The organism is Pseudomonas sp. WS 5532 (assembly GCF_012985445.1).
Taxonomy (GTDB): Bacteria; Pseudomonadota; Gammaproteobacteria; order Pseudomonadales; family Pseudomonadaceae; genus Aquipseudomonas; species Aquipseudomonas edaphica.
The window spans coordinates 95,239-119,369 of record NZ_JAAQWK010000019.1; the positions used below are offsets into that span (position 1 = coordinate 95,239).

Sequence of the window (24,131 nt, forward strand, 5' to 3'; positions counted from 1 at the left end):
CTGACGCACTGATTTGAAGACAACGCCTCAATGCATGCTATTTTTCGAGGGGTAGTCAGCCGTTCCCGTCTCGCGGGATAATCGGCTGTTGTCGTATTTCAAAGTGTCAGGTGCAGGGCTTTTTCATGAATGGAACATCCACCGGTAGCGAAGCCGCCGCATTGATTGCGCGGCTGAACTGGGCGCAAAGCCCGCTCGGTGAGGCCGGTGACTGGCCGCAAAGCCTGCGCACAGCCGTCGATATCGTCGTCCATTCACCGATGCCGATGCTGCTGTTGTGGGGCAGCCAGCTCACCCAGCTCTATAACGACAGCTTCGCCGTGCTCGCGGGCAACAAGCATCCCGAGGCGCTGGGCCAACCGGCCCATGACACCTGGCCGGAGCTTGAGAGTTTTACTGCGCCGATCTACGACGCGGTGCTCGGCGGCCAGGTGCGCACCTTCAGCGAACAGCGCTTTGTGCTGCAACGCAATAACCGCGACACCGAAATCTGGCTCGACCTCACCTACAGCCCGGTGCGCGACGAAGGCGGCAGCGTGGCCGGGATCTTGGTCACTGCCATCGAGACCAATGAGCGGCGCAGCAAAACCCTCGAACTGCAACAGCGCTCCGAGGACAGCCTCAAGGCCCAGCACAACAGCGAACAACGTCTGCAACTGGCACTGGCGGCAACCGATGCGGTGGGCACCTGGGACTGGGATATCGGCGAAGACCGCTTTATCGCCGACGCCCACTTTGCCCACTTGCACGGTGTCGACCCGCAAGACGCCGGCCTGCTCCCCATCAGTGACTACCTGCACGGCGTTCACCCCGAAGACCGCGGCATGGTCGCGCGCAGCATCAAGCATTGCATCACCTTCGGCACCGAATACGCCGAGGAATACCGCCTGCTGCAGGCCGATGGCGAGGTGCGCTGGGTGTTTGCCCGCGGCCGCTGCTACAAGGACCACCAAGGCCGCCCGGCGCGTTTCCTGGGGGCAGCGCTGGACCTGACCGAGCGCAAGCAGACCGAACAGGCGCTGCGTCAAAGCCAGACCGAGCTGCAACTGATCATCAACGCCATGCCGGTGCTGATCGGTTATGTCGACCACGAGCAGCGCTTTCGCCTCAACAATAGCGCCTACCTCGATTGGTACGGCATGACGCCCCAGGAGCTGTACGGCAAAAGCATCCGCGAAGTACTCGGCGACGAGGTGTATGCCGGGCGCGCGGACAAGATCGACGCCGCGCTGCGCGGCAAGGCCTGCAGCTTCATGACCATCACCCCGCACCGCGACGGCCGGCCGCGCCATGCGCTGATGAAGTACTTGCCGCGCTTCAGCAATGACGGCTCGGTGAATGGTTTCTACATTTTTGTGATCGATGAGACCGAACGCAAACTCACCGAAGAAGCCCTGCGCCACCTCAACGAAAACCTTGAAGAACGCGTGGCCCAGCGCACCCAGGCATTGGCCGAGGCCAACCAGCGCCTGCAAAACGAGATGTTCGAGCGTGAGCGCGCCGAAGACGCACTGCGCCATGCACAAAAAATGGAAGCGGTCGGCCAGCTCACCGGCGGTATCGCCCATGACTTCAACAATATGCTCACCGGCATTATCGGCAGCCTGGACTTGATGCAGCGCTATATCGCCGCCGGGCGCAGCGACGAAATCGGCCGTTTTACCGATGCGGCCGTGTCGTCCGCCCATCGCGCGGCCGCCCTCACCCACCGGCTGCTGGCCTTCTCACGCCGCCAATCGCTGGACCGCCGGCCACTGGACCCGAACGAGCTGGTGGCGTCCCTGGAAGATTTGTTCCGTCGCACCAAAGGCGCGCATATCACGCTCAAGGTGCAATTGGGCAAAGATATCTGGCCGGTCAACACCGATGCCAGCCAGCTGGAAAACGCCTTGCTCAACCTGGTGATCAACGCCCGCGACGCGATGCCCGACGGCGGCGAATTGCGCATCGAAACTGCCAACAGTTACCTGGACGGCACCGACATCACCACGCTGGAGCCGGTCAAGGCCGGCGACTACGTGATGCTCGGCGTCTGCGACAACGGCACCGGCATGGCGCCGAAGATTCTCGCCAAGGCCTTCGACCCGTTCTTCACCACCAAGCCCATCGGCCAGGGCACCGGCCTGGGGTTGTCGATGATCTACGGCTTTGCCCAGCAATCCGGCGGCCATGTGACCATCCAAAGCGAACCCGGCCAGGGCACCTGCGTGCGCCTGTACCTGCCGCGGTTGCACGGCACCGCGCTGGAAAGCAACCTGCCGCCGCATTTGGGCGAAGCGCCGCTGGCACTCGCCGGTGAAGCGGTGGTGGTGGTCGAGGATGACCCGGCGGTGCGCATGCTGGTGGTCAATGTGCTCGCCGAGCTGGGCTACACCGCTCACCAGGCGGCAGATGCGCGCACCGCGCTGCCGCTGCTGGAATCGGACCTGCGCGTGGACCTGCTGGTCACCGATGTCGGCCTGCCGGGCATGAACGGCAGGCAACTGGCCGAAATCGCCCGTCAGCACCGGCCGGGCCTGCGCGTATTATTTATGACCGGTTACGCTGAACAAGCCGCCGAGCGCCAGGGCTTCCTGGAGGACGGCATGGACATGGTGGCCAAGCCGTTTTCCATTGATCTGCTGGCGACTAAAATCCGCAGCATGATCAACGTCGACGAATGAGTTCAGGCATAATCGCGCGCCGTCGCACACCTGGTAGAACCTTATGAAAGCCCAAGCCCGTCATATTCTGGTGAAAACCAGCGAAGAAGCCGAACAGCTCAAGCAGCGCATTGCCAAGGGCGAAGCGTTTGATGTGCTGGCCAAAAAGTACTCCACTTGCCCCTCCGGCAAGCGCGGCGGTGATTTGGGTGAAGTGCGGCCTGGGCAGATGGTGGGGGTTATTGATGCCGTTATCTTCAAGAAGCCGGTGAAAGTGGTGCACGGGCCGATCAAGAGCAAGTTTGGTTACCACCTGGTGCAGGTGTTTTACCGCGACTGAGGGGTTGGCTCAGGACCGCTATCGCAGGCAAGCCAGCTCCCACACTTGAGCGCATTTCAACTGGAAAAATGCAGTCAAATGTGGGAGCTGGCTTGCCTGCGAACCGCCGCAGGCGGCCATTCACCGCGCAATCAAAGCCCCGGGCACCTGAATCACCCTACTCGCCAACCGATGCCCGGCCAACGCCGCCTGCTCAGGCGAGCCGCCCTTGAGCCGACTGGCCAAATACGCCGCACTGAACGAGTCCCCCGCCGCCGTCGTATCCACCACCTTCTCGACCTTCAGCGCCGGCACCGCAAAGCGCTCGCCATTACAACGGATCAAGCACGCATCCGCCCCGCGCTTGAGCACCACTTCTGCAATCGCCGGGTACGCCGCGAACACCTGCTCGCTGTTGGCATAACCAAACAACGCGCGCTCGTCATCCTCGGTCAGCAGGGCGATATCCACCTCGGCCAACACCTGGTGATACGCCGCGCGCGCCGCGTCGACACTCGCCCACAGGCGCGGGCGATAGTTGTTGTCGAACACCACCTTGCCACCGCGCCGGCGGGTTTCGATCAGGGTTTGCAGCAAGCGCTCACGTCCGACTCCACCCAGTACCGCCAGGGTGATGCCGCTGAAATACACCACGTCGTAGTCCGGCAACGCCGCCAGGATCGGCTCGGCTGCCGGCGTGGTAAAGCAGTCGCGCACAGCGGCTTCGTTGCGCCAGTAGAGAAATTTGCGTTCGCCATTGGCGTCAGTCTGGATGCAGTACAACCCCGGTAGACGCCCGGGCAGGCGCTGGACCATGCCCAGGCCAAGGCCTTCGGCGGTCCATTGCTGGCACATGGCATCGCTGAAACTGTCATCGCCCAGGGCGGTCACGTAGTCGACCGTGCCGACGGCGCCCAACTCGCGGCGCAGGTACACCGCCGCGTTCAAGGTGTCGCCGCCGAAGCTCTGTTGCAGGCTGCCATCGGCGCGGTGTTGCAGTTCGATCATGCATTCGCCGATCAGGGCGATGCGGGGAGTTGTGTTCATGCCTGGGGACTCTTGGTGTGTGGGAGGGCCTCATCGCAGGCAAGCCAGCTCCCACAGCTGGAATGCATTTCAACTGAAGGAACTCGGTCGAATGTGGGAGCTGGCTTGCCTGCGATGGCCACGACGCGGTTTAGAAGCAGGTATCCAAGGATTCAACGACCTGCAACCGCTCATCCACCAGGCAACCCACCTGCCACTTGTCAAAGGTCAGGCACGGGTGCGAAGTGCCAAAGGAGATGATGTCGCCGATACGCAACTCAACCCCCGGCGCCACGCTCATGAACGCGTGCTGGTCCATCACCGCCGTGACTTTGCACGCGGTTACATCATCGCCTTCAGCCGGCACAATCCCGGCCTTGTAGCGCTTGAGCGGCACCGGCAAACCGGCGTCGTAGGCCACGTCACGCTTGCCCAGGGCAACCACCGCAAAGCCAGGCTCGGGCATCGATTGCACGTGGGCCCAGACTTCCAGGGCCGGGCGCAGGCCTTCGTTGAGGTCGCCGCGACGATCAAGCACGCAGCACTGCGCTTCTTTGTAGATGCCATGGTCGTGGGCCACATAGCTGCCGGGGCGCAACACGCTGAGGAAGCGCCCGGCGGCGTTTTGCGCTTCGAACGACTCGGCGATCAGGTCGTACCAGGCCGACCCCGAGGCGGTGATGATCGGCTTGGGCAAGTCGAACGAGCCATTGTTTTGCAGGTCCACGGCCAGGCGCACCAGGCTGGCGGCGAAGTCACGGATGCCGCTGACGGCGTGTTCGCCGTGGATCACACCTTCGTAGCCTTCAATACCCGTCAGGGCCAGGGCCGGTTGGGCCTTGATTGCCTTGGCCAGCTCGCGCACTTCCTGCTCGCTGCGGCACCCGCAACGGCCACCGACCACACCGTATTCGATCATCACGTTCAGGCGCAGGCCACGGGCGGCGAAAAACAGCCCCAGGTCAGCGACGTTGTCCGGATGATCAACCATGCAGTGAAAGTCAAAATGCGGGTCCGCCAGCAGGTCGGCGATCAGCGCCATGTTCGGCGCGCCCACCAGCTGGTTGGCCATCAACACGCGGCGCACGCCACCGGCATAGGCGGCGCGGGTCTGCACGGCGTTGGCCAGGGTGATACCCCAGGCGCCCGCCTCGATCTGACGCTGGAACAGCGCCGGCATCATGCTGGTTTTGCCATGGGGCGCGAGCTCTGCACCGCTGTTGCTGACAAATGCCTGCATCCAGCGGATGTTGTGTTCCAGTGCATCGCGGTGCAGCACCAGGGCCGGCAGGCTGACGTCACGGACCAGATGGGCGCCAATGGCAGCGGCGCCTTTTTCAACGGCATTGAGGGCAGACATGAAGTACTCCTATTCGTTGATACGCCGGGCCAGGTTATTGGCGCTGTCGATCAACACCCGGCGATAGTCGTTGTAGTTTTTGGTCGCATCGGCGCGCGGTGCAACGATGCACAAGGTCGCGATGCTGATGCCCTGCGCGTCCCGCACCGGGGCGGCAAAGCAATGGGTGAAGGTGTCGGCCACGCTGTCGAAGGAGAAAAACCCATCGAGGGTGGCTTGACGGATTTGCGCCAGGAAGGTTTCCAGCGGCAGGCGCTGGCCGTCCGGCAGGATGAAGTCGTCGTAGTCGATCAGGTCGATGATCTGCTGGTCGCTCAAGTGCCCCAGCAACAAGCGCCCCGAAGCGGTCCAGGGGATTGGCGCGTTTTCGCCAATGTCCGAGGAGATACGAAAATGCCGCTCGCCTTCGCGCATCAGCGCCACCGTGTATTTTCGCCCGTTAAGCAGGCACATCTGCGCGGTTTCATGGGTCTGGCTGACGATCTCCTGCAAGGCGTGGTCGGCCTCGCGGGTCAGGTCGAAATGGCGCAGGTGCGCCTGGCCGAGAAAGTACAGCTGGCGGCCGAGGTAGACGTGACCGTCCTTGCCCACCGTTTCCAGAATGCGCCGCTCCAGCAACGACGCGACCAGTTCATAGACGGTGGATTTGGGGCTACCGATGCCGCTGGCAATATCATTCGGGCGCAGGGGCTGGCCGATCTCCTTGAGAAAATCGAGGATATCGAATGCACGGTCCAGTCCTTTGGCGCGGCGTTTGATGGTGTCTTCGGTCATGGCAGTCGTCGGTCCGGTCATAGTGGTAATGCTGCACAGTGGTACCCTGTGGGAGCGGGCTTGCCCGCGATGGCGGTGGTTCAGTTACCCAGGGCTGCCTGACACGCCGTCATCGCAGGCAAGCCAGCTCCCACATTGGATTTCAGTGATCTCAAGAGAGGGGCATTTAGCCTTTTTTCTTGTAGGCCACGCAATCGATCTCGACCTTGCAGTCCACCATCATGTTGGCCTGCACACAGGCGCGTGCCGGGGCGTGTTCCGGGGTGAAGTATTCGCCGAACACTTTGTTGAAGCTCCAGAAGTCCCGTGGGTCTTCCAGCCATACGCCGACGCGCACCACGTCTTTGAGTTCGTAACCGGCCTCTTCCAGAATCGCCACCACGTTGCGCATGGTCTGGCGGGTTTGCTCGATGATGCCGCCGGTGATGATTTCACCGTCTACCGCCGGCACCTGGCCCGACACGTAGAGCCAGCCGTCAGCTTCCACGGCGCGGGCGAAAGGTCGCGGCTGGCCACCACCGGCGGTGCTGCCGGCGCCGTAACGAGTAATGCTCATAAAAATTGCTCCTGATTAAAAACGAATGTTCTTCAAAAATTCCGCCAGGCGCGGCGATTGCGGGCGTTCGAAGATGTCTTTCGGCGCCCCCTGCTCTTCAATGCGGCCCTGGTTCATGAAGACGATCTTGTCCGACACTTCATAGGCAAAGCGCATTTCGTGGGTGACCAGCAACATGGTCATGCCCTCTTCCGCCAACCCCTTGATCACACTGAGCACTTCGCCCACCAGTTCCGGGTCGAGGGCCGAGGTGACTTCATCAAACAGCATCAGGCTGGGGTTCATGGCAATGGCGCGGGCAATCGCCACGCGCTGTTGCTGACCGCCGGAAAGTTGACCGGGGAAGTGGTTGCGGCGTTCCAGCAGACCTACGCGGTCCAGCCATTTTTCGGCCAGGGCCACAGCCTCGTCCTTGCCCATCTTCTTGACCTTGAGCAGGCCAAGGGTGACGTTTTGCAACGCGGTCAGATGCGGAAACAGGTTGAATTGCTGGAAGGCCATGCCGGTCATCGCACGGTGCTGGGCAATCACCCGCTCGGGGTGACGCACACGTTTACCGGCGATTTCGCTGTAGCCGATGGACTCGCCGTCCAGGCTGATCTGCCCGCCCTGGAACTCTTCGAGCAGGTTGACGCAACGCAGCAAAGTGGTCTTGCCCGAGCCGCTGGAGCCGATCAACGTCACCACGTTGCCGCGCTGCATGGACAGGTCGACGCCCTTGAGCACTTCGACCTGGCCGTATTGTTTACGCAGGCCGCGAATGTTCAGCAGCGGTTGGTTGGTTTGAGGTTGGTTCATGGCAAGGCCACCCGCTTTTCAATGTAGCGACCGAATAACTCGATGGCGTAGTTGATGACAAAGAACAGAAACCCGGCGAACAGGTAGAACTCCAGGGTCATGAAGGTACGTGCGATGACTTGCTGGGTGCTGAGCAGCAGTTCGGCCACGCCGATCACCGAGAGCAAGGTCGAGGCCTTGACGATTTCGGTGGAGGAATTGACCCAGGTCGGCAGGATCTGGCGCAACGCCTGGGGCAACAGCACGTAGGTCAGCGATTGTTTGAACGTGAGCCCAATCGCCTTGCCCGCTTCCAATTGCCCACGGGGAATGGCTTGCAGCGCGCCGCGCACGATTTCCGCCACGTGGGAGCCGCAAAACAGCGTCAACCCGACGGCGCCGGCCTGGAACGCGCTGATCTGCCAACCGAGCGCCGGCAGCATGTAAAAACACGCCAGCACCAGCACAAACACCGGCGTACCGCGCACCAGATCGACGTACAGACGAAACGGCGCGCGCATCCAGAACTTGCCGTAGGTGAGGATCAACCCGGCAAAGATACCGATCAGCGTGCCAAAGATAATCGCCAGCACCGAGCAATAAATACTGGTTTGAAACCCCGCCCAGAGCGTATCCCGGGCGATCCACAACTCATGCAGCCAGCTTGGGGACTCGTACATGCAAACCCTCCTTAACGACGGATCGCCAGACGCTGTTCCAGGTAACGGAGCAGCATGGCAATGAAGTAACAGGCCGCCACGTAGAGCGCGGTCGTGACCATCCAGGTTTCAATCACCCGGTAGCTTTCGACGTTGATCTTGCGGGCGTAGTAGGTCAGCTCCGGCACCGCAATCGCGGCCGCCAGCGACGTGTCCTTGAACAGCGAAATAAAGTTGTTCGACAGGGCCGGCAACACGTTGCGCAACATCACCGGCACGGTGATGTAGGCGCGGATTCGCCACTCGCCCAAACCGATGGCCAAGCCGGCTTCACGCAAGCCCTTGGGAATATTCAACAGCCCGGCGCGGAACACTTCGGTCAGGTAAGCACCGGCATACAGCGACAGGGTGATGATGAACGAGGGGATCTTGTCGAGCCGGACCCCCAGTGTGGGCAAGGCAAAGTAGATCAACAGGATCAGCACGAGGATCGGCGTATTGCGGATCACCGTCACATACACCGAGGCGAAGATTCGCAACGCCCGGTGCTTGGACAGCATGGCAAACGCCATCATCAGGCCGATCACGCAACCGATGGCGATCGACAGCAAGGCCAGTTCGAGGCCCAGGCCGAGCCCCGCCAGCAAGCTGGGGAAATCACGCCACACGGCGGCAAAGTTCAACTGATAGTTCATGGTCGGCAGTACCTGCTCGGGGCGCCGTCAGCGACGCCCCAGGATTTACGATTTACTTGAACTCAACCGGGAAACCGATCGCAGGTTCTGGCAAATCCACACCGAACCATTGTTTGAACGAGGCTTTGTAGGCCGGGAATTCCACGCCGGTCATGGCTTCATGCAGCGCGGTGTTGACGAAGTTCAGCCAGTCCTGATCGCCACGCTTGACCGCGCACGCGTAGGTTTGCGGGCTCCAGGCGTAGGTCGGGCTGCGGTAGCGGCCCGGGTTTTGCACCATCAGGTACTTGACCGAGGACTGGTCGGTGGCGGCGGCATCGGCACGGCCGGAGTTCACCGCCTGGTACATCAGGTCGACGCTGTCGTACTGGTCAACCTTGGCCTTTGGCAACGCCTGGTGCACCAGCTCTTCGGCATACACGTTTTGCAGCACGGCCACGGTCACGCCATCGCCCGCCGCTTGCAGGTCTTCGATTTCCTTGTATTTGCTGTTGTTCGGCAGCAACAGGCCCACACCTTCGCGGTAGTAAGGCAGGGTGAAGGCAACCTGCTGTGCACGGCTGGCGGTGACGGTGATGAACTGGCAACTCATGTCGACCTTGTCGGTCAGCAGGTTGGGAATACGCGCGTCAGAGGACTGCACCACAAACTCGACCTTGCTTGGGTCGTTGAACAAACCTTTAGCCACGATTCGGCCGATGTCGATATCAAAACCCTGCAACTTGCCATCCGCTCCCTGGAAGTGCCACGGCGCATTGGTACTGCCTGTACCCACAATGAGATGCCCACGTTTGAGCACATCATCGAGCTTGCTGTCCGCCGCGTGCACAACGCTTGCGAGGGAAGCCGATGCGGCGAAGAGAAAAACACACGCTTTAAACACGGAAGGTCGGTGATGCATGACAAGCACTCCAGGAGTTGTGTATTCCGCTATACCGGAACTTGGTATGTAACAACGGAATAGACAGCAGAAAGTGTGCCACACGCGCTAACGGAAAAATATGTCAGGGATAAATTCTTTTTAAATCATATGGATAGTTAACTGGCCAGGACGCGGCGTTACGCCACCCTTTCGAATCGGCTTGCTACCCAAGACCCCACACACCGGTGACAACCCTCAATCGAGTGCGCCAGAACAGTGTTACCGCGCACCCTTGCAGTGCGCGCGCCATGGATGCGTGAGCATGTCTACCTGTGAAGGTTGACAGTAGACGGCCCTGCCCGGCAGTTCTAGCGTATGTACCCAACGTCTATGAGCGGGCACGCAAGGAAATCCTATGGGCATTGCAAGCATGACTTACAGCGATCTGGAGGACTACGAGGCGCAACTGAAAAAATATGCGGCGGCCATCGTGTTATTCACTCATCCCGATTGCCCGGGCTGCGTTGGACTCGACGAGAGGTTCGAGACCATCGCCAAACAATACGCTGGCCCTGTAACAGCACTGATCGTGAATACCGACCGAAATCCGAGGGTGCCCAGCGTATCGGGCACCCCGGCGACGCTGGTGTACCAGTTTGGCAAGGTGCAGGAGCAGCTTGTTGGCCGCCCCTTAGACGCTGATGCGTTTTTCAGCGACCTGTTTGAGGATTATTCATCAAGGGAAATAACAGCACCTGTATGACCCGACGCTCCTCAACCGCCGCGACGGTCAAGCGCCAGCCCTCATGCTCGAGGCTATCACCCACCACGGGCAGGCGGTCGAGCAGGCTCATCACCAACCCGGCGAGGGTTTGATAGTCCTGGGTTGCGGCAGCCTTGAAGCCGGTACGCTGGCGCACCAGGTTAAGGTTCAAGGCGCCATTGGCGCGGTAGCCCTCGCCCTCCTCGACAATATCCGGCCCTTCGATTTCGCTGGCGTCCGGCAACTCACCGGCGATGGACTCAAGGATGTCGGTCATGCTCAACACGCCCATGAAGTCGCCGAATTCGTTGATCACGAACGCAATGTGAGTTGACTCCTGGCGCATTTGCTCCAGGGCGTTCAGGATCGAAAAGCTCTCCAGCAAATTGACCGCCCGGCGCGCCAGGTGCTCAAGGTTAGGCTCATTACCGGCCAGGTACTCCTTGAGCAGTTCCTTTTTGTGCACAAAACCCAACGGCTCATCCACAGCGCCGTTGCGGATCAACGGCAGGCGCGAATAGGACGAATGCATCAGTTTTTGCCGGATGGTGTCGGCGTCGTCCGCCAGATCGATACAGTCGACCTTGGCCCGCGGCGTCATCAAGGTACGGATCGGCCGCTCGGCCAATTGCAGCACGCCGCTGATCATCACGCGCTCACGTCGATCAAACAGCGGGCCTTGGCCGGCATCCGGCTCACCCAGCAGGTCAGCAACGTCGTCATCCACGCCCTCTACCGCCAAACTGCGGCCACCGAGCAAACGCATCACCGCATGGGCGGTACGCTGGCGCACGGGCAAGGTGCCCTGCGCCGACTTCTTGCGACGGGCGCGGGCAATCTGGTTGAACAGCTCGATCAGGATCGAGAAACCAATCGCCGCGTACAGGTAGCCTTTGGGAATATGGAAGCCCAGGCCTTCGGCGGTCAGGGCGAAACCAATCATCATCAAAAAGCCCAGGCACAACATAATGACCGTCGGGTGCGCGTTGACGAAACGGGTCAGCGGCTTGCTCGCCACGATCATCAGGCCGATGGACACGATCACCGCGATCATCATCACGGCCAACTCATCCACCATACCCACGGCGGTAATCACCGCGTCGAGGGAGAACACCGCGTCGAGCACCACGATCTGCGCCACGATCGGCCAGAACATGGCGTAAGCCACATTGCCCGTGCGCTGCGCCACATGGCCTTCAAGGCGTTCGTGCAACTCCATGGTGGCCTTGAACAACAGGAACACACCACCAAACAACATGATCAGGTCACGCCCAGAGAAGCTCTTGTCGAACACCTCGAACAGCGGCTGCGTGAGCGTCACCAACCAGGAAATACTCGCCAGCAGGCCCAAACGCATCAGCAATGCCAGCGACAAACCGATCAACCGCGCACGGTCGCGCTGCTCCGGCGGCAATTTGTCCGCCAGGATCGCGATAAACACCAGGTTGTCGATGCCCAGCACCAGTTCCAGCACAATCAAGGTCAACAGGCCGAGCCAGGCCGTTGGATCCGCTAACCATTCCATTTAATAGAGTCTCTTTAAAGTTTTCAGAACGCCGGACACGGCAAGGCGCGGTCAATGGACCGGGACAAGGTTAGCAGTCGGAATACGGGGTGCTTCAGCGGGAACAGCGACAGTGAGTGCCTTGGGGAAAGACGACTGGGAGGCTCCGAGAGGGTGTTCATGCAAGTCCTGCAGTGAGAAAAGGACTTGAATCGTACAGTCGAAACTCAAATTTCCCACACTGCAAAACTATTACAAAATCTGTAAGCCCAACACATAACCCCTGTGGGAGCTGGCTTGCCTGCGATAGCATCACCTCGGTGTTACTGAAAGACCGAGTTGTCTGTATCGCAGGCAAGCCAGCTCCCACAGTTTTTGACCTTTGTACATTCAGGACTTACGCGTCGCATCATCCAGCGCCAGAATCGTGTGCGCATTCGTCACCGTGGTCGCCAACGTATTAATCACCCCCGAGCGCAACGCGCCAAGCGTCGCCGCCGCCTTGGTGTTCTCGCTGGCAATCGCCACCACATCCGGGATGCGAAACAACTCCTGCACGGTCAACCCGATCACCCGACCTTGAATCGCGTTGACCGCCGGCTGGCCGTGGATGTCGATAAAGTCATACCCCATCATGTCGCCCACCGTGCCGGACAAGCGCGCCTGCGCGATCTCCTGCGGCGAGAACCAGCCCATGCGCACCATGTTGCTGTTCTCGCTCATGTCGCCAATACCGATCAGCGCGATGTCTGCACGCCGCGCCCGATCAAGGGTTGAGCGCACGGTGTCATTGTTGATCAGCACGCCGCGCAATTCCGGGTTGGCCACCAGTGCCGGCGCATACAGACTTTCACTCTCGCCACCAAAACGCAGGGCCAGGCGTCGGCAGATATGGTCGGGGTTCATGTATTCGCCCGCCTTGAGCGAACCACCAATCGCGCAGACAAATGTGCAGTTGCGCGTCACCGGCAAGAACACGTTGTCGGCGACCGCGCCAACGTTACGGCCCATGCCGACGGCGACGATCATGCCGTCGCTCAAGGTTTTGTTCAGGTAGTTGGCCACCAGGCTGGCGACGGCCGAGCGCTGGGTGTCGGGGTCGCTGTGGTCGACGGCGATCAACGCACGGTCGAGCTTGAAGCGCTCCACCAGCGCGCGCTCCAGCTCGTTGTTCATTGCCGGGTGCTGCAACACCCGCACCTCGACAATCCCTTCATCGCGCGCACGCTTGAGCAAGCGGCTGACTTTGGCCCGCGACAGGTCGAAGCGCTTGGCAATGGCCTCCTGAGTGACGTTCTCAAGGTAATAGAGCATCGCCACTTCGGTCATCTGATCGATATCGCTGGCAATGCGCTGGGTACTGTCACTCATGGGGACGGGCTTCCGTTTCGGCGTCAAAAACCCATTCTCCCGACTCTTGCCCCGTCCCGTCCACTACTGATGCCCATCGCGCTCGATCGCATTGATACGCTCGACCTTGGCCCCGGAACGCGCCGCCTCAAACTCCGACTCCAGAAACGATTTGACGATGCTTTTGGCCAGTTCGGCGCCGATCACCCGTGCACCAATAGAGAGGATTTGTGCATCGTTGCTCTTGCGGGCGCGCTCCGCCGAATAGGTGTCGTGGGCCTGGGCCGCACGAATGCCCAGCACTTTATTGGCCGAGATGGCCATGCCAATCCCGGTGCCGCATACCAGCACGCCGAGGCGTTGCTGCCCAGCATTGATGGCGGTGGCCACCGCCAGCGCGATGTCCGGGTACAGCACCGGCGCGGTGGAGTGGGTGCCGAAGTCGGTCACCGGGTAACCCAGCGCCTCGATATGGCGCTTTAACAGCTCTTTGAGCTCAAAACCCGCTTCATCGCATCCGATAGCCACCGGGAAAGGTGTGTTCATGGCGTCTGGCTCCGCTGCCGTTTAGGTGCTTTAGACTGATCATTTGATCAGTCAATGAAATTTCGCTCAGTTATTTCTCGGGTATTGCGGCCCTTCTGTCAAGCGAGTTTTAGCTGACCTCCTAGTCAAAGCCGTATAAACAGGCTTGATTTGCGCAAACAGGCGTATTTATAACTTTTTAGTGAAAGCGATTGACTGATCAGAATTTCATTTGATACACATATGATCACAGCAAAACATGACTGTGCGACCTAATAAGAATTCACAGCACGAGGACACGCCGATGGCCACGCCATTACTGCTCCAGGCTGAACACGTCGCCAAGGCTTACGCCGGGGTGCCTGCCCTGCGTGACGGGCGCCTTTCTCTGCGGGCCGGCAGCGTGCATGCGCTGTGCGGCGGCAATGGCGCCGGCAAGTCGACCTTCCTGAGCATCCTGATGGGCATCACCCAGCGTGACGCCGGGACCATCCTGCTCAACGGCACGCCCGTACAGTTCAACCGCCCAAGTGAAGCCCTGGCGGCGGGGATCGCGATGATCACCCAGGAACTGGAGCCCATCCCTTACATGACCGTCGCCGAAAATATCTGGCTGGGCCGCGAACCGCGCCGCGCCGGTTGCATCGTCGACAGCAAGACCCTCAACCGCCGCACCCGCGAGCTGCTCGAAAGCCTGGAATTCGAGGTCGATGCCACCAGCCCCATGCACCGCCTGAGCGTGGCGCAGATTCAACTGGTGGAAATCGCCAAGGCGTTCAGCCATGACTGCCAGGTGATGATCATGGACGAACCGACCTCGGCAATCGGCGAGCGCGAAGCGGAAACCCTGTTCAAGGCCATTCGCCGCCTCACCGCGCGCGGCGCCGGCATCGTCTACGTGTCGCACCGCTTGAGCGAGCTGGCGCAGATCGCCGACGACTACAGCATCTTCCGTGACGGCGCCTTTGTGGAAAGCGGGCGCATGGCCGATATCGACCGCAACCACCTGGTGCGCGGGATTGTCGGCCAGGAGCTGACACGCATCGACCACAAGGTCGGCCGCGAATGCGCCGCCACTACCTGCCTGCAAGTCGATAACCTGAGCCGCAATGGCGAGTTCCACGACATCAGCCTGCAACTGCGCCAGGGCGAAATCCTCGGCATCTATGGGCTGATGGGTTCGGGGCGCAGCGAGTTTCTCAACTGCATCTATGGGCTGACGGTTGCGGACTCCGGCAGCGTGACCCTGCAAGGCAAGCCCATGCCCATCGGCCTGCCCAAAGCCACGATCAACGCCGGCATGTCGCTGGTCACCGAAGACCGCAAAGACAGCGGCCTGGTGCTCACCGGCAGCATTCTGTCCAACATTGCACTGTCGGCCTACAAGCGCCTGTCGAGTTGGTCGCTGATCAATGCGCGCAAGGAAACCCAACTGGCCGAGGACATGGTCAAGCGCCTGCAGATCAAGACCAGTTCACTGGAATTGCCGGTAGCGTCCATGAGCGGCGGCAACCAGCAGAAAGTCGTGCTCGCCAAATGCCTGTCGACCGAGCCGGTGTGCCTGCTCTGCGACGAGCCGACCCGTGGCATCGATGAAGGCGCCAAGCAGGAGATCTACCACCTGCTCGACCAGTTCGTGCGCGCCGGTGGCGCTGCCATCGTGGTGTCGTCCGAAGCCCCGGAACTGCTGCATTTAAGTGATCGCATCGCCGTATTCAAGGGCGGCCGACTGGTGACCATCAGCACCGACACCGCCCTTTCCCAGGAAGCCTTGTTGAGTCTTGCCTCATGAATGCCAAAACCATCGCACCGCCCATGACCACCGCGCCGCGCAATCGCCTGCGCTTGTCCCTCGACCGCTTCGGCCTGCCGCTGGTGTTTATCCTGCTGTGCGTGGTGATGGCGTTTTCCAGCGAATACTTCATGACCTGGCGCAACTGGATGGACATCCTGCGCCAGACCTCGATCAACGGCATCCTGGCCGTAGGCATGACCTACGTGATCCTCACCAAAGGCATCGACCTGTCGGTGGGCTCGATCCTGGCCTTTGCCGGGCTGTGCAGCGCCATGGTTGCGACCCAGGGTTATGGCCTGCTGGCGGCAGTCAGTGCGGGGATGTTTGCCGGCGCGATGCTCGGTGTGGTCAACGGTTTTATGGTCGCCAACCTGTCGATCCCGCCGTTCGTGGCCACCCTCGGCATGCTCAGCATCGCGCGGGGCATGACCTTCATCCTCAATGACGGCAGCCCGATCACCGACCTGCCCGACGCCTACCTGGCGCTGGGCATCGGCAAGATCGGCCCGATTGGCGTACCCATCGTGATCTTTGCGGTGGTCGCACTGATCTTCTGGATGGTGCTGCGCTACACCACTTACGGCCGCTACGTGTACGCGGTGGGCGGCAATGAAAAGAGTGCGCGCACCTCGGGTATCGGCGTGCGCAAGGTGATGTTTTCGGTGTACGTGGTCTCGGGTCTGCTCGCCGGGTTGGCCGGCGTAGTGCTCTCGGCACGCACCACCTCCGCCCTGCCCCAGGCCGGGGTTTCTTATGAGCTGGACGCGATTGCCGCCGTGGTAATCGGCGGCACCAGCCTGTCGGGCGGCACCGGCAGCATTGTCGGCACGCTGTTTGGTGCGCTGCTGATCGGCGTGATCAACAACGGGCTGAACCTGCTCGGCGTGTCCTCCTATTACCAGCAGGTCGCCAAGGGCCTGATCATCGTGTTCGCAGTACTGATCGACGTGTGGCGCAAGAAAAAACGCTAGAGAACGACCCACAACAATAACCGGAGTTCTACTCATGAAACTTGGTACCACTTTGGCCGCCGCGGCGACCCTCACCCTGCTCGCCAGCAGCATTGCCTTTGCCGCCGATGGCAAGACCTACAAGATCGGCGCGGCCGTCTACGGCCTCAAGGGCCAGTTCATGCAGAACTGGGTCCGCGAGCTGAAAGAACACCCGGCGGTCAAAGACGGCACCGTGCAACTGACGGTGTTCGACGGCAACTATGACGCCCTGACCCAGAACAACCAGATCGAAAACATGGTGACCCAGCACTACGACGCCATCCTGTTCGTGCCGATCGACACCAAGGCCGGTGTCGGCACCGTGAAGCAAGCCATGAGCAACGACGTGGTGGTCATCGCCTCCAATACGAAAGTAGCCGATGCCTCCGTGCCTTATGTGGGTAACGACGACGTGGAAGGCGGCCGCCTGCAGGCCCAGGCCATGGTCGACAAGCTCAACGGCAAAGGTAATGTGGTGATCATCCAGGGCCCGATTGGCCAGTCGGCGCAGATCGATCGGGAAAAAGGCGAGCTGGAAGTGCTGAGCAAGCACCCGGACATCAAGATCATCGAGAAAAAGACCGCCAACTGGGACCGCGCCCAGGCCCTGACCCTCACCGAAGACTGGCTGAACGCGCACCCCAAAGGCATCAACGGCGTGATCGCGCAAAACGACGATATGGCCCTGGGTGCCGTGCAGGCGCTGAAGTCCCACGGGTTGACCTCCAAAGACGTGCCGGTCACCTCTATCGACGGCATGCCGGACGCGATCCAGGCGGCGAAGAAAGACGAAGTCACCACCTTCCTGCAAGACGCCCAGGCCCAATCCCAAGGCGCGCTGGATGTGGCGTTGCGCGCACTGGCCGGCAAGGACTACAAGCCGCAATCGGTGATCTGGGAGCGCTACGGCAAGGACGTGAAATGGGGCGATGGCACCGCCAAGAACTACATCCTGCCGTGGGTGCCCGTCACTAACGCGAATGCCGATGCGCTGTACCAACAAGTCAGCGGCGGCAAGTAGCTTGATCGTTCCCACGCTCCGCGTGGGAATGCATCCCGTGACGCTCCGCGTCACCCAACATCGGGACGCAGAGCGTCCCAGGCGGCATTCCCACGCAGAGCGTGGGAACGATCAACTGCTTTCGAAAATGGAGTCATTCATGTCTGGATTCTGGAACCAAGCCTTCGACCTCACCGGCCGTTGCGCGGTGATCACCGGCGGCGCCGCCGGCATTGGCCTGGCCTGCGCCCACCTGCTGGTGGAACGCGGCGCCCGCGTGGCCTTGCTCGACCGCGACCCGGCGGTGGTGCACGTCGCGGCCAGCCTGGGCGACGGCCACCTGGGTATTGCCGTCGACCTCGGCCAGATCGGCCAGATACAGCGCACCATCGACAGCGTATTCGAACATTTCCAGCGCCTGGATTACCTGATCAACAGCGCCGGCGTGGTGTTGCTGGACAAGGCCATCGACGTCAGCGAAAGCGCCTGGGACACCACCCTGGACATCAACCTCAAGGCCAGCTTCTTTGTGGCCCAGGCCTGCGCCAGACACATGTTGGCGCAGGGCAGCGGGCGCATCGTCAACCTGGCCTCCCAGGCCGCCGTGATTGGCCTGGACCGTCACGTCGCCTACTGCGCGAGCAAGGCCGCCATCGTCGGCATGACCAAAGTGCTGGCCATGGAATGGGCGCCACAGATCAACGTCAACGCCATTTCCCCGACCATCGTCGAGACCGCCCTGGGCAAAAAAGCCTGGGCCGGTGAAGTGGGTGAAAAGGCCAAATTGCAGATCCCGGCCGGCCGCTTCGCCCAGCCGGAAGAAATCGCCGGGCTGGCGCTGTACCTGCTCAGCGACGCCGCGCAGATGATCACCGGCGCCAACATGGTGATCGATGGCGGCTACAGCATTCAGTAATTCATCTTTTGTCGTGAGGTTTTTGCTATGTCCACCGCCACCGAACGCACACCTGAACACCTCTCCCCGGTCATCCCGAAAACCATGCAGGCCGTGGTCTGCCACGGCCCGGAAGACTATCGCCTGGAAACTGTCGACGTGCCCACGCCCGGCCCCGACGAGATTCTCACCAAAGTCGAGCTGTGCGGCATCTGCATGGGTGACATCAAGACCTATCGCGGCGCGCCGTCGTTCTGGGGCGATGCCGAGCAACCGCGCTATGTGAAGCCGCCGATGATTCCGGGGCATGAGTTCGTCTGCCGTGTGGTTGCCCTCGGCCCAGGCGCAGAAAAACGTGGCGTGGCAGTCGGTGACCGAGTGATCTCCGAGCAGATCGTGCCGTGCTGGGGCTGCCGTTTCTGCAACCACGGCCAGTACTGGATGTGCCAGAAGCACGACCTCTACGGTTTCCAGAACAACGTGCAGGGCGCCATGGCCCAGTACATGATCTTTACCAAGGAAGGCATCATCCACAAAGTCCCGGAATCCATCGCGCCGGATGAAGCCATTTTGATCGAGCCGCTGGCCTGCTCGCTGCACGCGGCCGAGCGCGCGAATGTCGACCATGACGACGTGGTGGTGGTCGCCGGTGCCGGCACCTTGGGCCTGGGCATTATCGGCGCGGTGCGCCTGCGCAACCCGAAAAAGCTCATCGTGCTGGACATGAAACCCGAACGCGCCGCCCTCGCCCTGCGCATGGGCGCCGACGAAGTGTGGAACCCGGCGGAAGTCGACGTGATGGCCAAAATCCGCGCGATCACCGACGGCTATGGGTGCGACATTTATATCGAAGCCACCGGGCACCACAAGGCGGTGAACCAGGGCCTGGCGATGCTGCGCAAACTGGGGCGCTTCGTCGAATTCAGCGTGTTCAATGACGAGGCCACGGTAGATTGGTCGATCATCGGCGACCGCAAGGAACTGGATATTTTGGGTTCACACCTGGGGCCGTACATGTACCCGCGCGCCATCGACTTTATCGGTAACCGCAAGATCGACATGCGCGACGTGGTGACTCACAAGTTTGCGTTGGCGGACTTCAAGGAAGCGTTTGCGGTGATGGAGCGTGGGGACAAGTCGCTCAAAGTAGTCCTGCAACCCTGACTTCAGCGACACCCCCTGACCCTGTGGGAGCCGGGCTTGCTGTGGCGAGGGAGCTTGCTCCCGCTGACTGCGCAGCGGTCTGCGGCTTTTTGGGGGCGCTTCGCACCCCAGCGCAAGCAAGCTTGCTCGCCACAATAAGCCAGCTTTCACAATTAAAAGTGTTGCCCTTCAAGAACAAGAACAGGAACCCGCGTTATGAATCGAGTCATCAACGATCCGGACCAAGTGGTCGAGGACATGCTGCGCGGCATCCTGGTCGCGCACCCCGAGCTGCGCCAGTACGAAACCAACCCAAGGGTCATCACCAAGGCCAAGCCATCGGCAGCCGGCCGCGTCGGCATCGTCACCGGCGGCGGCTCCGGCCATGAACCGGCCTTCCTCGGTTACGTCGGCCCAGGCCTGGTGGATGCCGTGGCCGTCGGCGAGATTTTCTCTTCACCCACCGCCAAAAGCTTTTTCGACGCCTTCCGCGCCGCTGACCATGGCGCGGGCGTGGCCTGCCTGTACGGTAACTACGCCGGCGACAACATGAACGTGAAGCTGGCCATGAAAATGGCTGCCAGCAAAGACATGCGCATCCGCACCGTGGTCGCCAACGACGACGTGGCTTCCGCGCCCAAGGCCGATATCGCCAAGCGCCGTGGCGTGGCCGGCGAAATATTCATGTGGAAGATCGGCGGCGCTGCGGCTGCCCAGCATTACGACCTGGATGGCGTGATTCGCGTCGCACAGAAAACCGTGGATAACTGCCGCTCCATCGGCATCGGCCTCACGCCCTGCACCATTGCGGCCGTGGGCAAACCGAACTTCCAGATTCCCGATGGCCAGATGGAACTGGGCATCGGCCATCACGGCGAACCGGGCATTGAAGTGATCGCCATTGAACCGGCTGCCGCCATGGCCGAGCGCATGCTCGCGCCGATCCTCGCCGACCGCGATTTCAGCCAGGATGACAGTGTGGTGGTGCTGGTCTCGGGCCTGGGCGCCACGCCGGTGATGGAGCTGTATGTGTTCTACGCCGAGGTCGAAAGCCAACTCAAGGCCAAGGGTTTGAAGATTCACCGTTGCTACGTCGGCAACTACTTCACCTCCCTGGAAATGATGGGCGTGACCCTGACCCTGCTCGGCCTCGACGCGGAGCTTAAAACCCTGATCGACCAACCCTGCCGTTCCATCGGCATGACCCAGGCGGAGTGAACCATGAGCCAGCACTTTTCCACCCGCGACGGCAGCGCCATTGTCGCTGACCTGGTCAGCGTGATCGTGGCCAACCGTGAATACCTCAGTGAAATTGACGGCGCCATTGGCGACGGCGACCACGGCATCAACATGGCCAAGGGCTTTGCCCATTGCGGGCGCAGCCTCGAAGGTCGCCAACTGACCCTGGCCGAAGCTCTGGATGAACTGACCCTGAGCCTGATGGAAGGCATCGGCGGCTCCATGGGGCCGCTGTATGGCAGCCTGTTTATCGGCATGGCCGACGAAGTGCGCAGCAGCGATGACATCGACGCGGCAACCTTTGCCCACCTGCTGCGCGGCGGCCTGACCTCGTTGCAGGACATCACCGAAGCGGGCGTGGGCGACAAGTGCTTGATGGACACGCTGATCCCGGCAGTTGAAGCCTTTGAGCGTGCGCATGCCAGTGGCGCGTCGTTTAATGATGCGCTGGAGGCGATGAAAACCGCCGCGTCCCAAGGGCGCGATTCGACCAAAGACCTGATCGCCAAAATCGGTCGCGCCAGCCGCCTGGGCGAGCGCTCGCTGGGTGTACTGGATGCGGGGGCGGTGTCGTGCTGCCTGATTCTTACGCGCCTGGCCGATTCCGTGCAGCCCCGGCTGACTGCTTGACCTGCTGGATATAACGCGCCACCGCCGGCGCTTTTTCAAAGCGCCGGTGAATCAGCGACAGCCACGACAACGCTGCATCATCCTGATGAATCGTGCGGTAGACCACGCCCGGCAAACCCACATGCCCGACCATCGATGCCGGCACCACCGCCACGCCCTGCCCTAACGACACCAACGCCACCACCGCAACCAACCCGCCCGGCTGCGGCCCCAGGCGCGGCGCGAAACCACCCTGCGCCGCGACATGCAAAGTGCCGCTGATTTGTTCCGGCAATATAAACGTCTCGTTTTGCAGGTGTTCGCAGCCGATGGCCTTGAGCCCCAGCAGCCAGGAATCCTGAGGCAGCGCCAACACAAAGCCTTCGCTGTCCAGGCGCACCGCCTCCACACTGTCGGGCAAGGTCATGGGCGAGCGGATATAGCCGATGTCATAACGCCCATCGGCTACAGCACTGGGTAACGTCGCCATTGCGCATTCGCGCACATTCACACTCACATCGGGAAACGCCTGGCTGAACGCCTGCATTTGTTTTTGCAGCAGCCCCGAATACACCGCCGACGCCACATAGCCCAATTCGATATGCCCGATTTCTCCCCGCCCGGCACGCTGGGCATTGCGTTGGGCGAACTCGAACTGGCGCACGGTGGCTTCGGCCTCAATCAACAACGCGGCGCCGGCTTCAGTGAGGCTGACTTCACGTTGCTGACGGATAAACAGGCGCGTGCCCAGCGTGGCTTCCATGTCCTGGATCTGGCGACTCAAGGTCGGCGGCGCGATGCCCAGTTGCTCAGCCGCGCGAGTGAAATTGCGCTGCCTGGCGACGGCGAGAAAGTAGCGGAAATGGCGGATTTCCATTCAGGCATTAGCTCAAAGGTAATGAAGTGCAGGGTTCCAGCTAATAAAACAGAGCATAGCCGGAGATAAGCTCAACGTACTTCCACACTAGAGAGCCCTTGCGATGCACGTCAACTGTGTTTCCCATATTACCTGTAAGGCAATCAAGCCATGAGCCGGGTTAGCCCGCGCCTCACCCTGCTGACCGCCTCCGGCGTCTGCTCGCTGATTGTGCTCGACACCAATATCGTCGCCGTCACGCTGCCAAGTATTGCGCGCGACCTGGGTGCGAATTTCGCCGATATCGAGTGGGTGGTCAGCGCCTACATGCTGGCGTTCGCCGCGTTATTGCTGCCCGCCGGCAGCATCGCCGACCGCTTTGGTCGCAAGCGGTCGCTGATCTGGGGCTTGAGCATTTTCATCCTCGCCTCGCTGGGCTGTGGCGCTGCACCGAATGCGTTGCTCCTGGACATCGCCCGCGCCGTCAAAGGTGTCGGCGCAGCCTTGCTGCTGACCGCTGCCCTGGCCTCCATCGGCCACACCTTTCACGATGAAGTAGAGCGTGCCAAAGCCTGGGCGTTCTGGGGTGCCTGCATGGGCGTGGCGATGACCGCCGCGCCGACGCTCGGCGGCGTGATCACCCAGTACTTGGGCTGGCGCTGGATCTTCTACCTCAACCTGCCCGTGGGCCTGGGGTTGATGGCGTTGGCGCTGCGGGCGATTCCCGAATCACGCGACACTCAATCGGCACGCCTGGACCCATGGGGCAGCCTGGCCTTCAGTGCCAGCCTGTTGTGCCTGATCTGGGGTTTGATCGAGGCCAATCGCATCGGCTGGGATAACCCGCTGACCTACGCACGCCTGATTGGCGGCGCAGTGTTGCTGGGGGTGTTTGTGCTGGTCGAACGTGTGCAACAGCGGCCTATGGTCGACTTGCAGCTGTTCCGCCATCCGCGTTTTATCGGCGCGCTGCTGGGGATGTTTGCCTACGCCGGGTGCGCTCAGGTGATGATGACGTTGCTGCCGTTTTATCTGCAAAACGGTCTGGGGTTTTCGGCCATAGCGTCGGGTCTGGGTATGTTGCCGTTTGCCCTGACCATGCTTATTTGCCCACGCATCGGTGCACGGCTGGCCGGACGCTTTGCGCCTGCAACGATGATGGTAACCGGTTTGATTCTGGTGGGCTGCGGCAACCTGTTAAGCGCCTGGGCGGTCAATGCGGGCGGTTATCTGCCCTTCGCGCTGGCGATTGCGGTGACGGGCGCCGGTGCGGGCCTGCTCAATGGCGATACGCAGAAAAACATCATGGCCTGCGTGCCACGTGACCGCGCGGGCATGGCGTCGGGCATGAGTACCACCATGCGTTTCAGCGCGATCATGTTGGCCATCGGCGTGTATGGGGCGTTGCTGAGCAGCCATAGTGAGCAGTTGCTGAGCACAAGTATCGACCCGCAATGGCAGGCGCAAGTGGCGGGGATTGCGTCGCGAGTGGTGGCCGGGGATATGCCGGCGGCGATGGGCTTGCTGCCGGAACCGGCGCGGGCGATGGTGCAGCCATTGGCCCGACAGGCGTTTGTGGGTGGGTTCAGCGGGGTGTTGTGGGTGGCGGGGTTGTTGGGGTTGCTGGGGGCGTTGGTGGTGGGGACGTTGATGCGAAAGCCTATACCCGCCCTGGCGCAAAACTAAAATGTGGGAGCGGGCTTGCCCGCGATTACGGTGTATCAGCCGACAACTATGTTGCCTATGCCACCGCCATCGCGGGCAAGCCCGCTCCCACATGGATCACCTGG

At 61.2% G+C, this 24,131-nt stretch carries 23 protein-coding genes; 11 read left to right on the plus strand and 12 right to left on the minus strand.

The window, feature by feature from the left end:
* Positions 1-125 precede the first annotated feature (125 nt).
* On the plus strand, positions 126-2,663 hold the full coding sequence (locus tag HBO23_RS26025) for a PAS domain-containing protein (RefSeq protein ID WP_170040275.1): 2,538 nt from the start codon (positions 126-128) through the stop codon (positions 2,661-2,663).
* A gap of 43 nt (positions 2,664-2,706) precedes the next feature.
* Positions 2,707-2,982 carry a peptidylprolyl isomerase gene (locus tag HBO23_RS26030; protein ID WP_010564624.1) on the plus strand — a complete coding sequence of 92 codons (276 nt, stop codon included), beginning with the start codon at positions 2,707-2,709 and terminating at the stop codon, positions 2,980-2,982.
* 120 nt (positions 2,983-3,102) lie between these two features.
* Here HBO23_RS26030 and HBO23_RS26035 read toward each other — a convergent pair whose 3' ends face one another.
* The 8 genes from HBO23_RS26035 to HBO23_RS26070 all read right to left on the minus strand — a co-directional run bounded on the left by HBO23_RS26035 (position 3,103) and on the right by HBO23_RS26070 (position 9,709).
* The gene (locus HBO23_RS26035) at positions 3,103-4,008 is read right to left on the minus strand and encodes a sugar kinase (RefSeq protein WP_170040278.1); all 906 of its coding nucleotides are present in this window, start codon (positions 4,006-4,008) and stop codon (positions 3,103-3,105) included.
* Positions 4,009-4,138: 130 nt separating this feature from the next.
* Positions 4,139-5,347: an amino acid deaminase gene (locus tag HBO23_RS26040; RefSeq protein WP_170040280.1), complete on the minus strand. Its 1,209-nt coding sequence runs from the start codon at positions 5,345-5,347 to the stop codon at positions 4,139-4,141.
* 9 nt (positions 5,348-5,356) lie between these two features.
* Positions 5,357-6,121, minus strand: coding sequence for an IclR family transcriptional regulator (locus HBO23_RS26045; protein ID WP_017135913.1), 765 nt, complete (start codon positions 6,119-6,121; stop codon positions 5,357-5,359).
* 166 nt (positions 6,122-6,287) lie between these two features.
* Entirely contained in the window at positions 6,288-6,677 is a 390-nt protein-coding gene (locus tag HBO23_RS26050) for a RidA family protein (RefSeq protein WP_010210958.1), read from the minus strand.
* 15 nt (positions 6,678-6,692) lie between these two features.
* Positions 6,693-7,475 (minus strand): amino acid ABC transporter ATP-binding protein, encoded by a 783-nt coding sequence (locus tag HBO23_RS26055; RefSeq protein ID WP_017135914.1) that lies wholly within the window; start codon positions 7,473-7,475, stop codon positions 6,693-6,695.
* Positions 7,472-8,134 carry an amino acid ABC transporter permease gene (locus HBO23_RS26060; RefSeq protein ID WP_017135915.1) on the minus strand — a complete coding sequence of 221 codons (663 nt, stop codon included), beginning with the start codon at positions 8,132-8,134 and terminating at the stop codon, positions 7,472-7,474. Before HBO23_RS26060 ends, HBO23_RS26055 begins: the two co-directional genes overlap by 4 nt.
* A gap of 11 nt (positions 8,135-8,145) precedes the next feature.
* The gene (locus tag HBO23_RS26065) at positions 8,146-8,808 is read right to left on the minus strand and encodes an amino acid ABC transporter permease (protein WP_169987647.1); all 663 of its coding nucleotides are present in this window, start codon (positions 8,806-8,808) and stop codon (positions 8,146-8,148) included.
* 52 nt (positions 8,809-8,860) lie between these two features.
* Complete coding sequence (locus HBO23_RS26070; RefSeq protein ID WP_017135917.1) at positions 8,861-9,709, minus strand: transporter substrate-binding domain-containing protein; 849 nt, start codon at positions 9,707-9,709, stop codon at positions 8,861-8,863.
* Between the two features lie 376 nt (positions 9,710-10,085).
* Here HBO23_RS26070 and HBO23_RS26075 point away from each other — a divergent pair, with 376 nt between their 5' ends.
* Positions 10,086-10,433, plus strand: coding sequence for a thioredoxin family protein (locus tag HBO23_RS26075; RefSeq protein ID WP_017135918.1), 348 nt, complete (start codon positions 10,086-10,088; stop codon positions 10,431-10,433).
* On the opposite strand, the gene HBO23_RS26080 is transcribed toward HBO23_RS26075, so the two are convergent.
* The 3 genes from HBO23_RS26080 to rpiB form a co-directional block, all read right to left on the minus strand.
* Positions 10,381-11,958 carry a TerC family protein gene (locus HBO23_RS26080; RefSeq protein WP_017135919.1) on the minus strand — a complete coding sequence of 526 codons (1,578 nt, stop codon included), beginning with the start codon at positions 11,956-11,958 and terminating at the stop codon, positions 10,381-10,383. The genes HBO23_RS26075 and HBO23_RS26080 overlap by 53 nt on opposite strands.
* A gap of 369 nt (positions 11,959-12,327) precedes the next feature.
* The gene (locus HBO23_RS26085) at positions 12,328-13,308 is read right to left on the minus strand and encodes a sugar-binding transcriptional regulator (protein WP_017527998.1); all 981 of its coding nucleotides are present in this window, start codon (positions 13,306-13,308) and stop codon (positions 12,328-12,330) included.
* 63 nt (positions 13,309-13,371) lie between these two features.
* Positions 13,372-13,833, minus strand: a complete 462-nt coding sequence (gene rpiB, locus HBO23_RS26090) for a ribose 5-phosphate isomerase B (RefSeq protein ID WP_016969738.1) — start codon at positions 13,831-13,833, stop codon at positions 13,372-13,374.
* 283 nt (positions 13,834-14,116) lie between these two features.
* Here rpiB and HBO23_RS26095 point away from each other — a divergent pair, with 283 nt between their 5' ends.
* The 7 genes from HBO23_RS26095 (at position 14,117) to dhaL (ending at position 21,506) form a co-directional block, all read left to right on the plus strand.
* Entirely contained in the window at positions 14,117-15,604 is a 1,488-nt protein-coding gene (locus tag HBO23_RS26095; RefSeq protein ID WP_170040282.1) for a sugar ABC transporter ATP-binding protein, read from the plus strand.
* On the plus strand, positions 15,601-16,578 hold the full coding sequence (locus HBO23_RS26100; protein ID WP_017135922.1) for an ABC transporter permease: 978 nt from the start codon (positions 15,601-15,603) through the stop codon (positions 16,576-16,578). The genes HBO23_RS26095 and HBO23_RS26100 overlap by 4 nt, the downstream gene beginning before the upstream one ends.
* 34 nt (positions 16,579-16,612) lie before the next feature.
* Positions 16,613-17,620 carry a substrate-binding domain-containing protein gene (locus HBO23_RS26105; protein ID WP_017135923.1) on the plus strand — a complete coding sequence of 336 codons (1,008 nt, stop codon included), beginning with the start codon at positions 16,613-16,615 and terminating at the stop codon, positions 17,618-17,620.
* A gap of 139 nt (positions 17,621-17,759) precedes the next feature.
* Entirely contained in the window at positions 17,760-18,515 is a 756-nt protein-coding gene (locus tag HBO23_RS26110; protein WP_170040284.1) for an SDR family oxidoreductase, read from the plus strand.
* Between the two features lie 27 nt (positions 18,516-18,542).
* Positions 18,543-19,658 (plus strand): erythritol/L-threitol dehydrogenase, encoded by a 1,116-nt coding sequence (locus tag HBO23_RS26115; protein ID WP_017135924.1) that lies wholly within the window; start codon positions 18,543-18,545, stop codon positions 19,656-19,658.
* A 195-nt stretch (positions 19,659-19,853) separates the two neighbouring features.
* On the plus strand, positions 19,854-20,855 hold the full coding sequence (locus tag HBO23_RS26120; protein ID WP_017135925.1) for a dihydroxyacetone kinase subunit DhaK: 1,002 nt from the start codon (positions 19,854-19,856) through the stop codon (positions 20,853-20,855).
* Between the two features lie 3 nt (positions 20,856-20,858).
* Complete coding sequence (dhaL, locus tag HBO23_RS26125) at positions 20,859-21,506, plus strand: dihydroxyacetone kinase subunit DhaL (protein ID WP_017135926.1); 648 nt, start codon at positions 20,859-20,861, stop codon at positions 21,504-21,506.
* Here dhaL and HBO23_RS26130 read toward each other — a convergent pair.
* Positions 21,463-22,362 (minus strand): LysR substrate-binding domain-containing protein, encoded by a 900-nt coding sequence (locus HBO23_RS26130; protein ID WP_170040286.1) that lies wholly within the window; start codon positions 22,360-22,362, stop codon positions 21,463-21,465. The two genes, dhaL and HBO23_RS26130, sit on opposite strands and share 44 nt — an antisense overlap.
* A gap of 150 nt (positions 22,363-22,512) precedes the next feature.
* Here HBO23_RS26130 and HBO23_RS26135 point away from each other — a divergent pair, with 150 nt between their 5' ends.
* Positions 22,513-24,027, plus strand: coding sequence for an MFS transporter (locus HBO23_RS26135; RefSeq protein ID WP_170040288.1), 1,515 nt, complete (start codon positions 22,513-22,515; stop codon positions 24,025-24,027).
* The last annotated feature ends 104 nt before the right edge of the window (positions 24,028-24,131 follow it).

Coding starts and splice junctions, on each gene's coding strand:
- HBO23_RS26120 (WP_017135925.1), top strand. CDS start 19,854: ATGAATCGAGTCATCAACGATCCGGACCAAGTGGTCGAGGACATGCTG.
- HBO23_RS26095 (WP_170040282.1), top strand. CDS start 14,117: ATGGCCACGCCATTACTGCTCCAGGCTGAACACGTCGCCAAGGCTTAC.
- HBO23_RS26040 (WP_170040280.1), bottom strand. CDS start 5,347: ATGTCTGCCCTCAATGCCGTTGAAAAAGGCGCCGCTGCCATTGGCGCC.
- dhaL (WP_017135926.1), top strand. CDS start 20,859: ATGAGCCAGCACTTTTCCACCCGCGACGGCAGCGCCATTGTCGCTGAC.
- HBO23_RS26065 (WP_169987647.1), bottom strand. CDS start 8,808: ATGAACTATCAGTTGAACTTTGCCGCCGTGTGGCGTGATTTCCCCAGC.
- HBO23_RS26055 (WP_017135914.1), bottom strand. CDS start 7,475: ATGAACCAACCTCAAACCAACCAACCGCTGCTGAACATTCGCGGCCTG.
- HBO23_RS26085 (WP_017527998.1), bottom strand. CDS start 13,308: ATGAGTGACAGTACCCAGCGCATTGCCAGCGATATCGATCAGATGACC.
- HBO23_RS26060 (WP_017135915.1), bottom strand. CDS start 8,134: ATGTACGAGTCCCCAAGCTGGCTGCATGAGTTGTGGATCGCCCGGGAT.
- HBO23_RS26070 (WP_017135917.1), bottom strand. CDS start 9,709: ATGCATCACCGACCTTCCGTGTTTAAAGCGTGTGTTTTTCTCTTCGCC.
- HBO23_RS26105 (WP_017135923.1), top strand. CDS start 16,613: ATGAAACTTGGTACCACTTTGGCCGCCGCGGCGACCCTCACCCTGCTC.
- HBO23_RS26110 (WP_170040284.1), top strand. CDS start 17,760: ATGTCTGGATTCTGGAACCAAGCCTTCGACCTCACCGGCCGTTGCGCG.
- rpiB (WP_016969738.1), bottom strand. CDS start 13,833: ATGAACACACCTTTCCCGGTGGCTATCGGATGCGATGAAGCGGGTTTT.
- HBO23_RS26025 (WP_170040275.1), top strand. CDS start 126: ATGAATGGAACATCCACCGGTAGCGAAGCCGCCGCATTGATTGCGCGG.
- HBO23_RS26075 (WP_017135918.1), top strand. CDS start 10,086: ATGGGCATTGCAAGCATGACTTACAGCGATCTGGAGGACTACGAGGCG.
- HBO23_RS26115 (WP_017135924.1), top strand. CDS start 18,543: ATGTCCACCGCCACCGAACGCACACCTGAACACCTCTCCCCGGTCATC.
- HBO23_RS26035 (WP_170040278.1), bottom strand. CDS start 4,008: ATGAACACAACTCCCCGCATCGCCCTGATCGGCGAATGCATGATCGAA.
- HBO23_RS26080 (WP_017135919.1), bottom strand. CDS start 11,958: ATGGAATGGTTAGCGGATCCAACGGCCTGGCTCGGCCTGTTGACCTTG.
- HBO23_RS26130 (WP_170040286.1), bottom strand. CDS start 22,362: ATGGAAATCCGCCATTTCCGCTACTTTCTCGCCGTCGCCAGGCAGCGC.
- HBO23_RS26030 (WP_010564624.1), top strand. CDS start 2,707: ATGAAAGCCCAAGCCCGTCATATTCTGGTGAAAACCAGCGAAGAAGCC.
- HBO23_RS26135 (WP_170040288.1), top strand. CDS start 22,513: ATGAGCCGGGTTAGCCCGCGCCTCACCCTGCTGACCGCCTCCGGCGTC.
- HBO23_RS26045 (WP_017135913.1), bottom strand. CDS start 6,121: ATGACCGAAGACACCATCAAACGCCGCGCCAAAGGACTGGACCGTGCA.
- HBO23_RS26100 (WP_017135922.1), top strand. CDS start 15,601: ATGAATGCCAAAACCATCGCACCGCCCATGACCACCGCGCCGCGCAAT.
- HBO23_RS26050 (WP_010210958.1), bottom strand. CDS start 6,677: ATGAGCATTACTCGTTACGGCGCCGGCAGCACCGCCGGTGGTGGCCAG.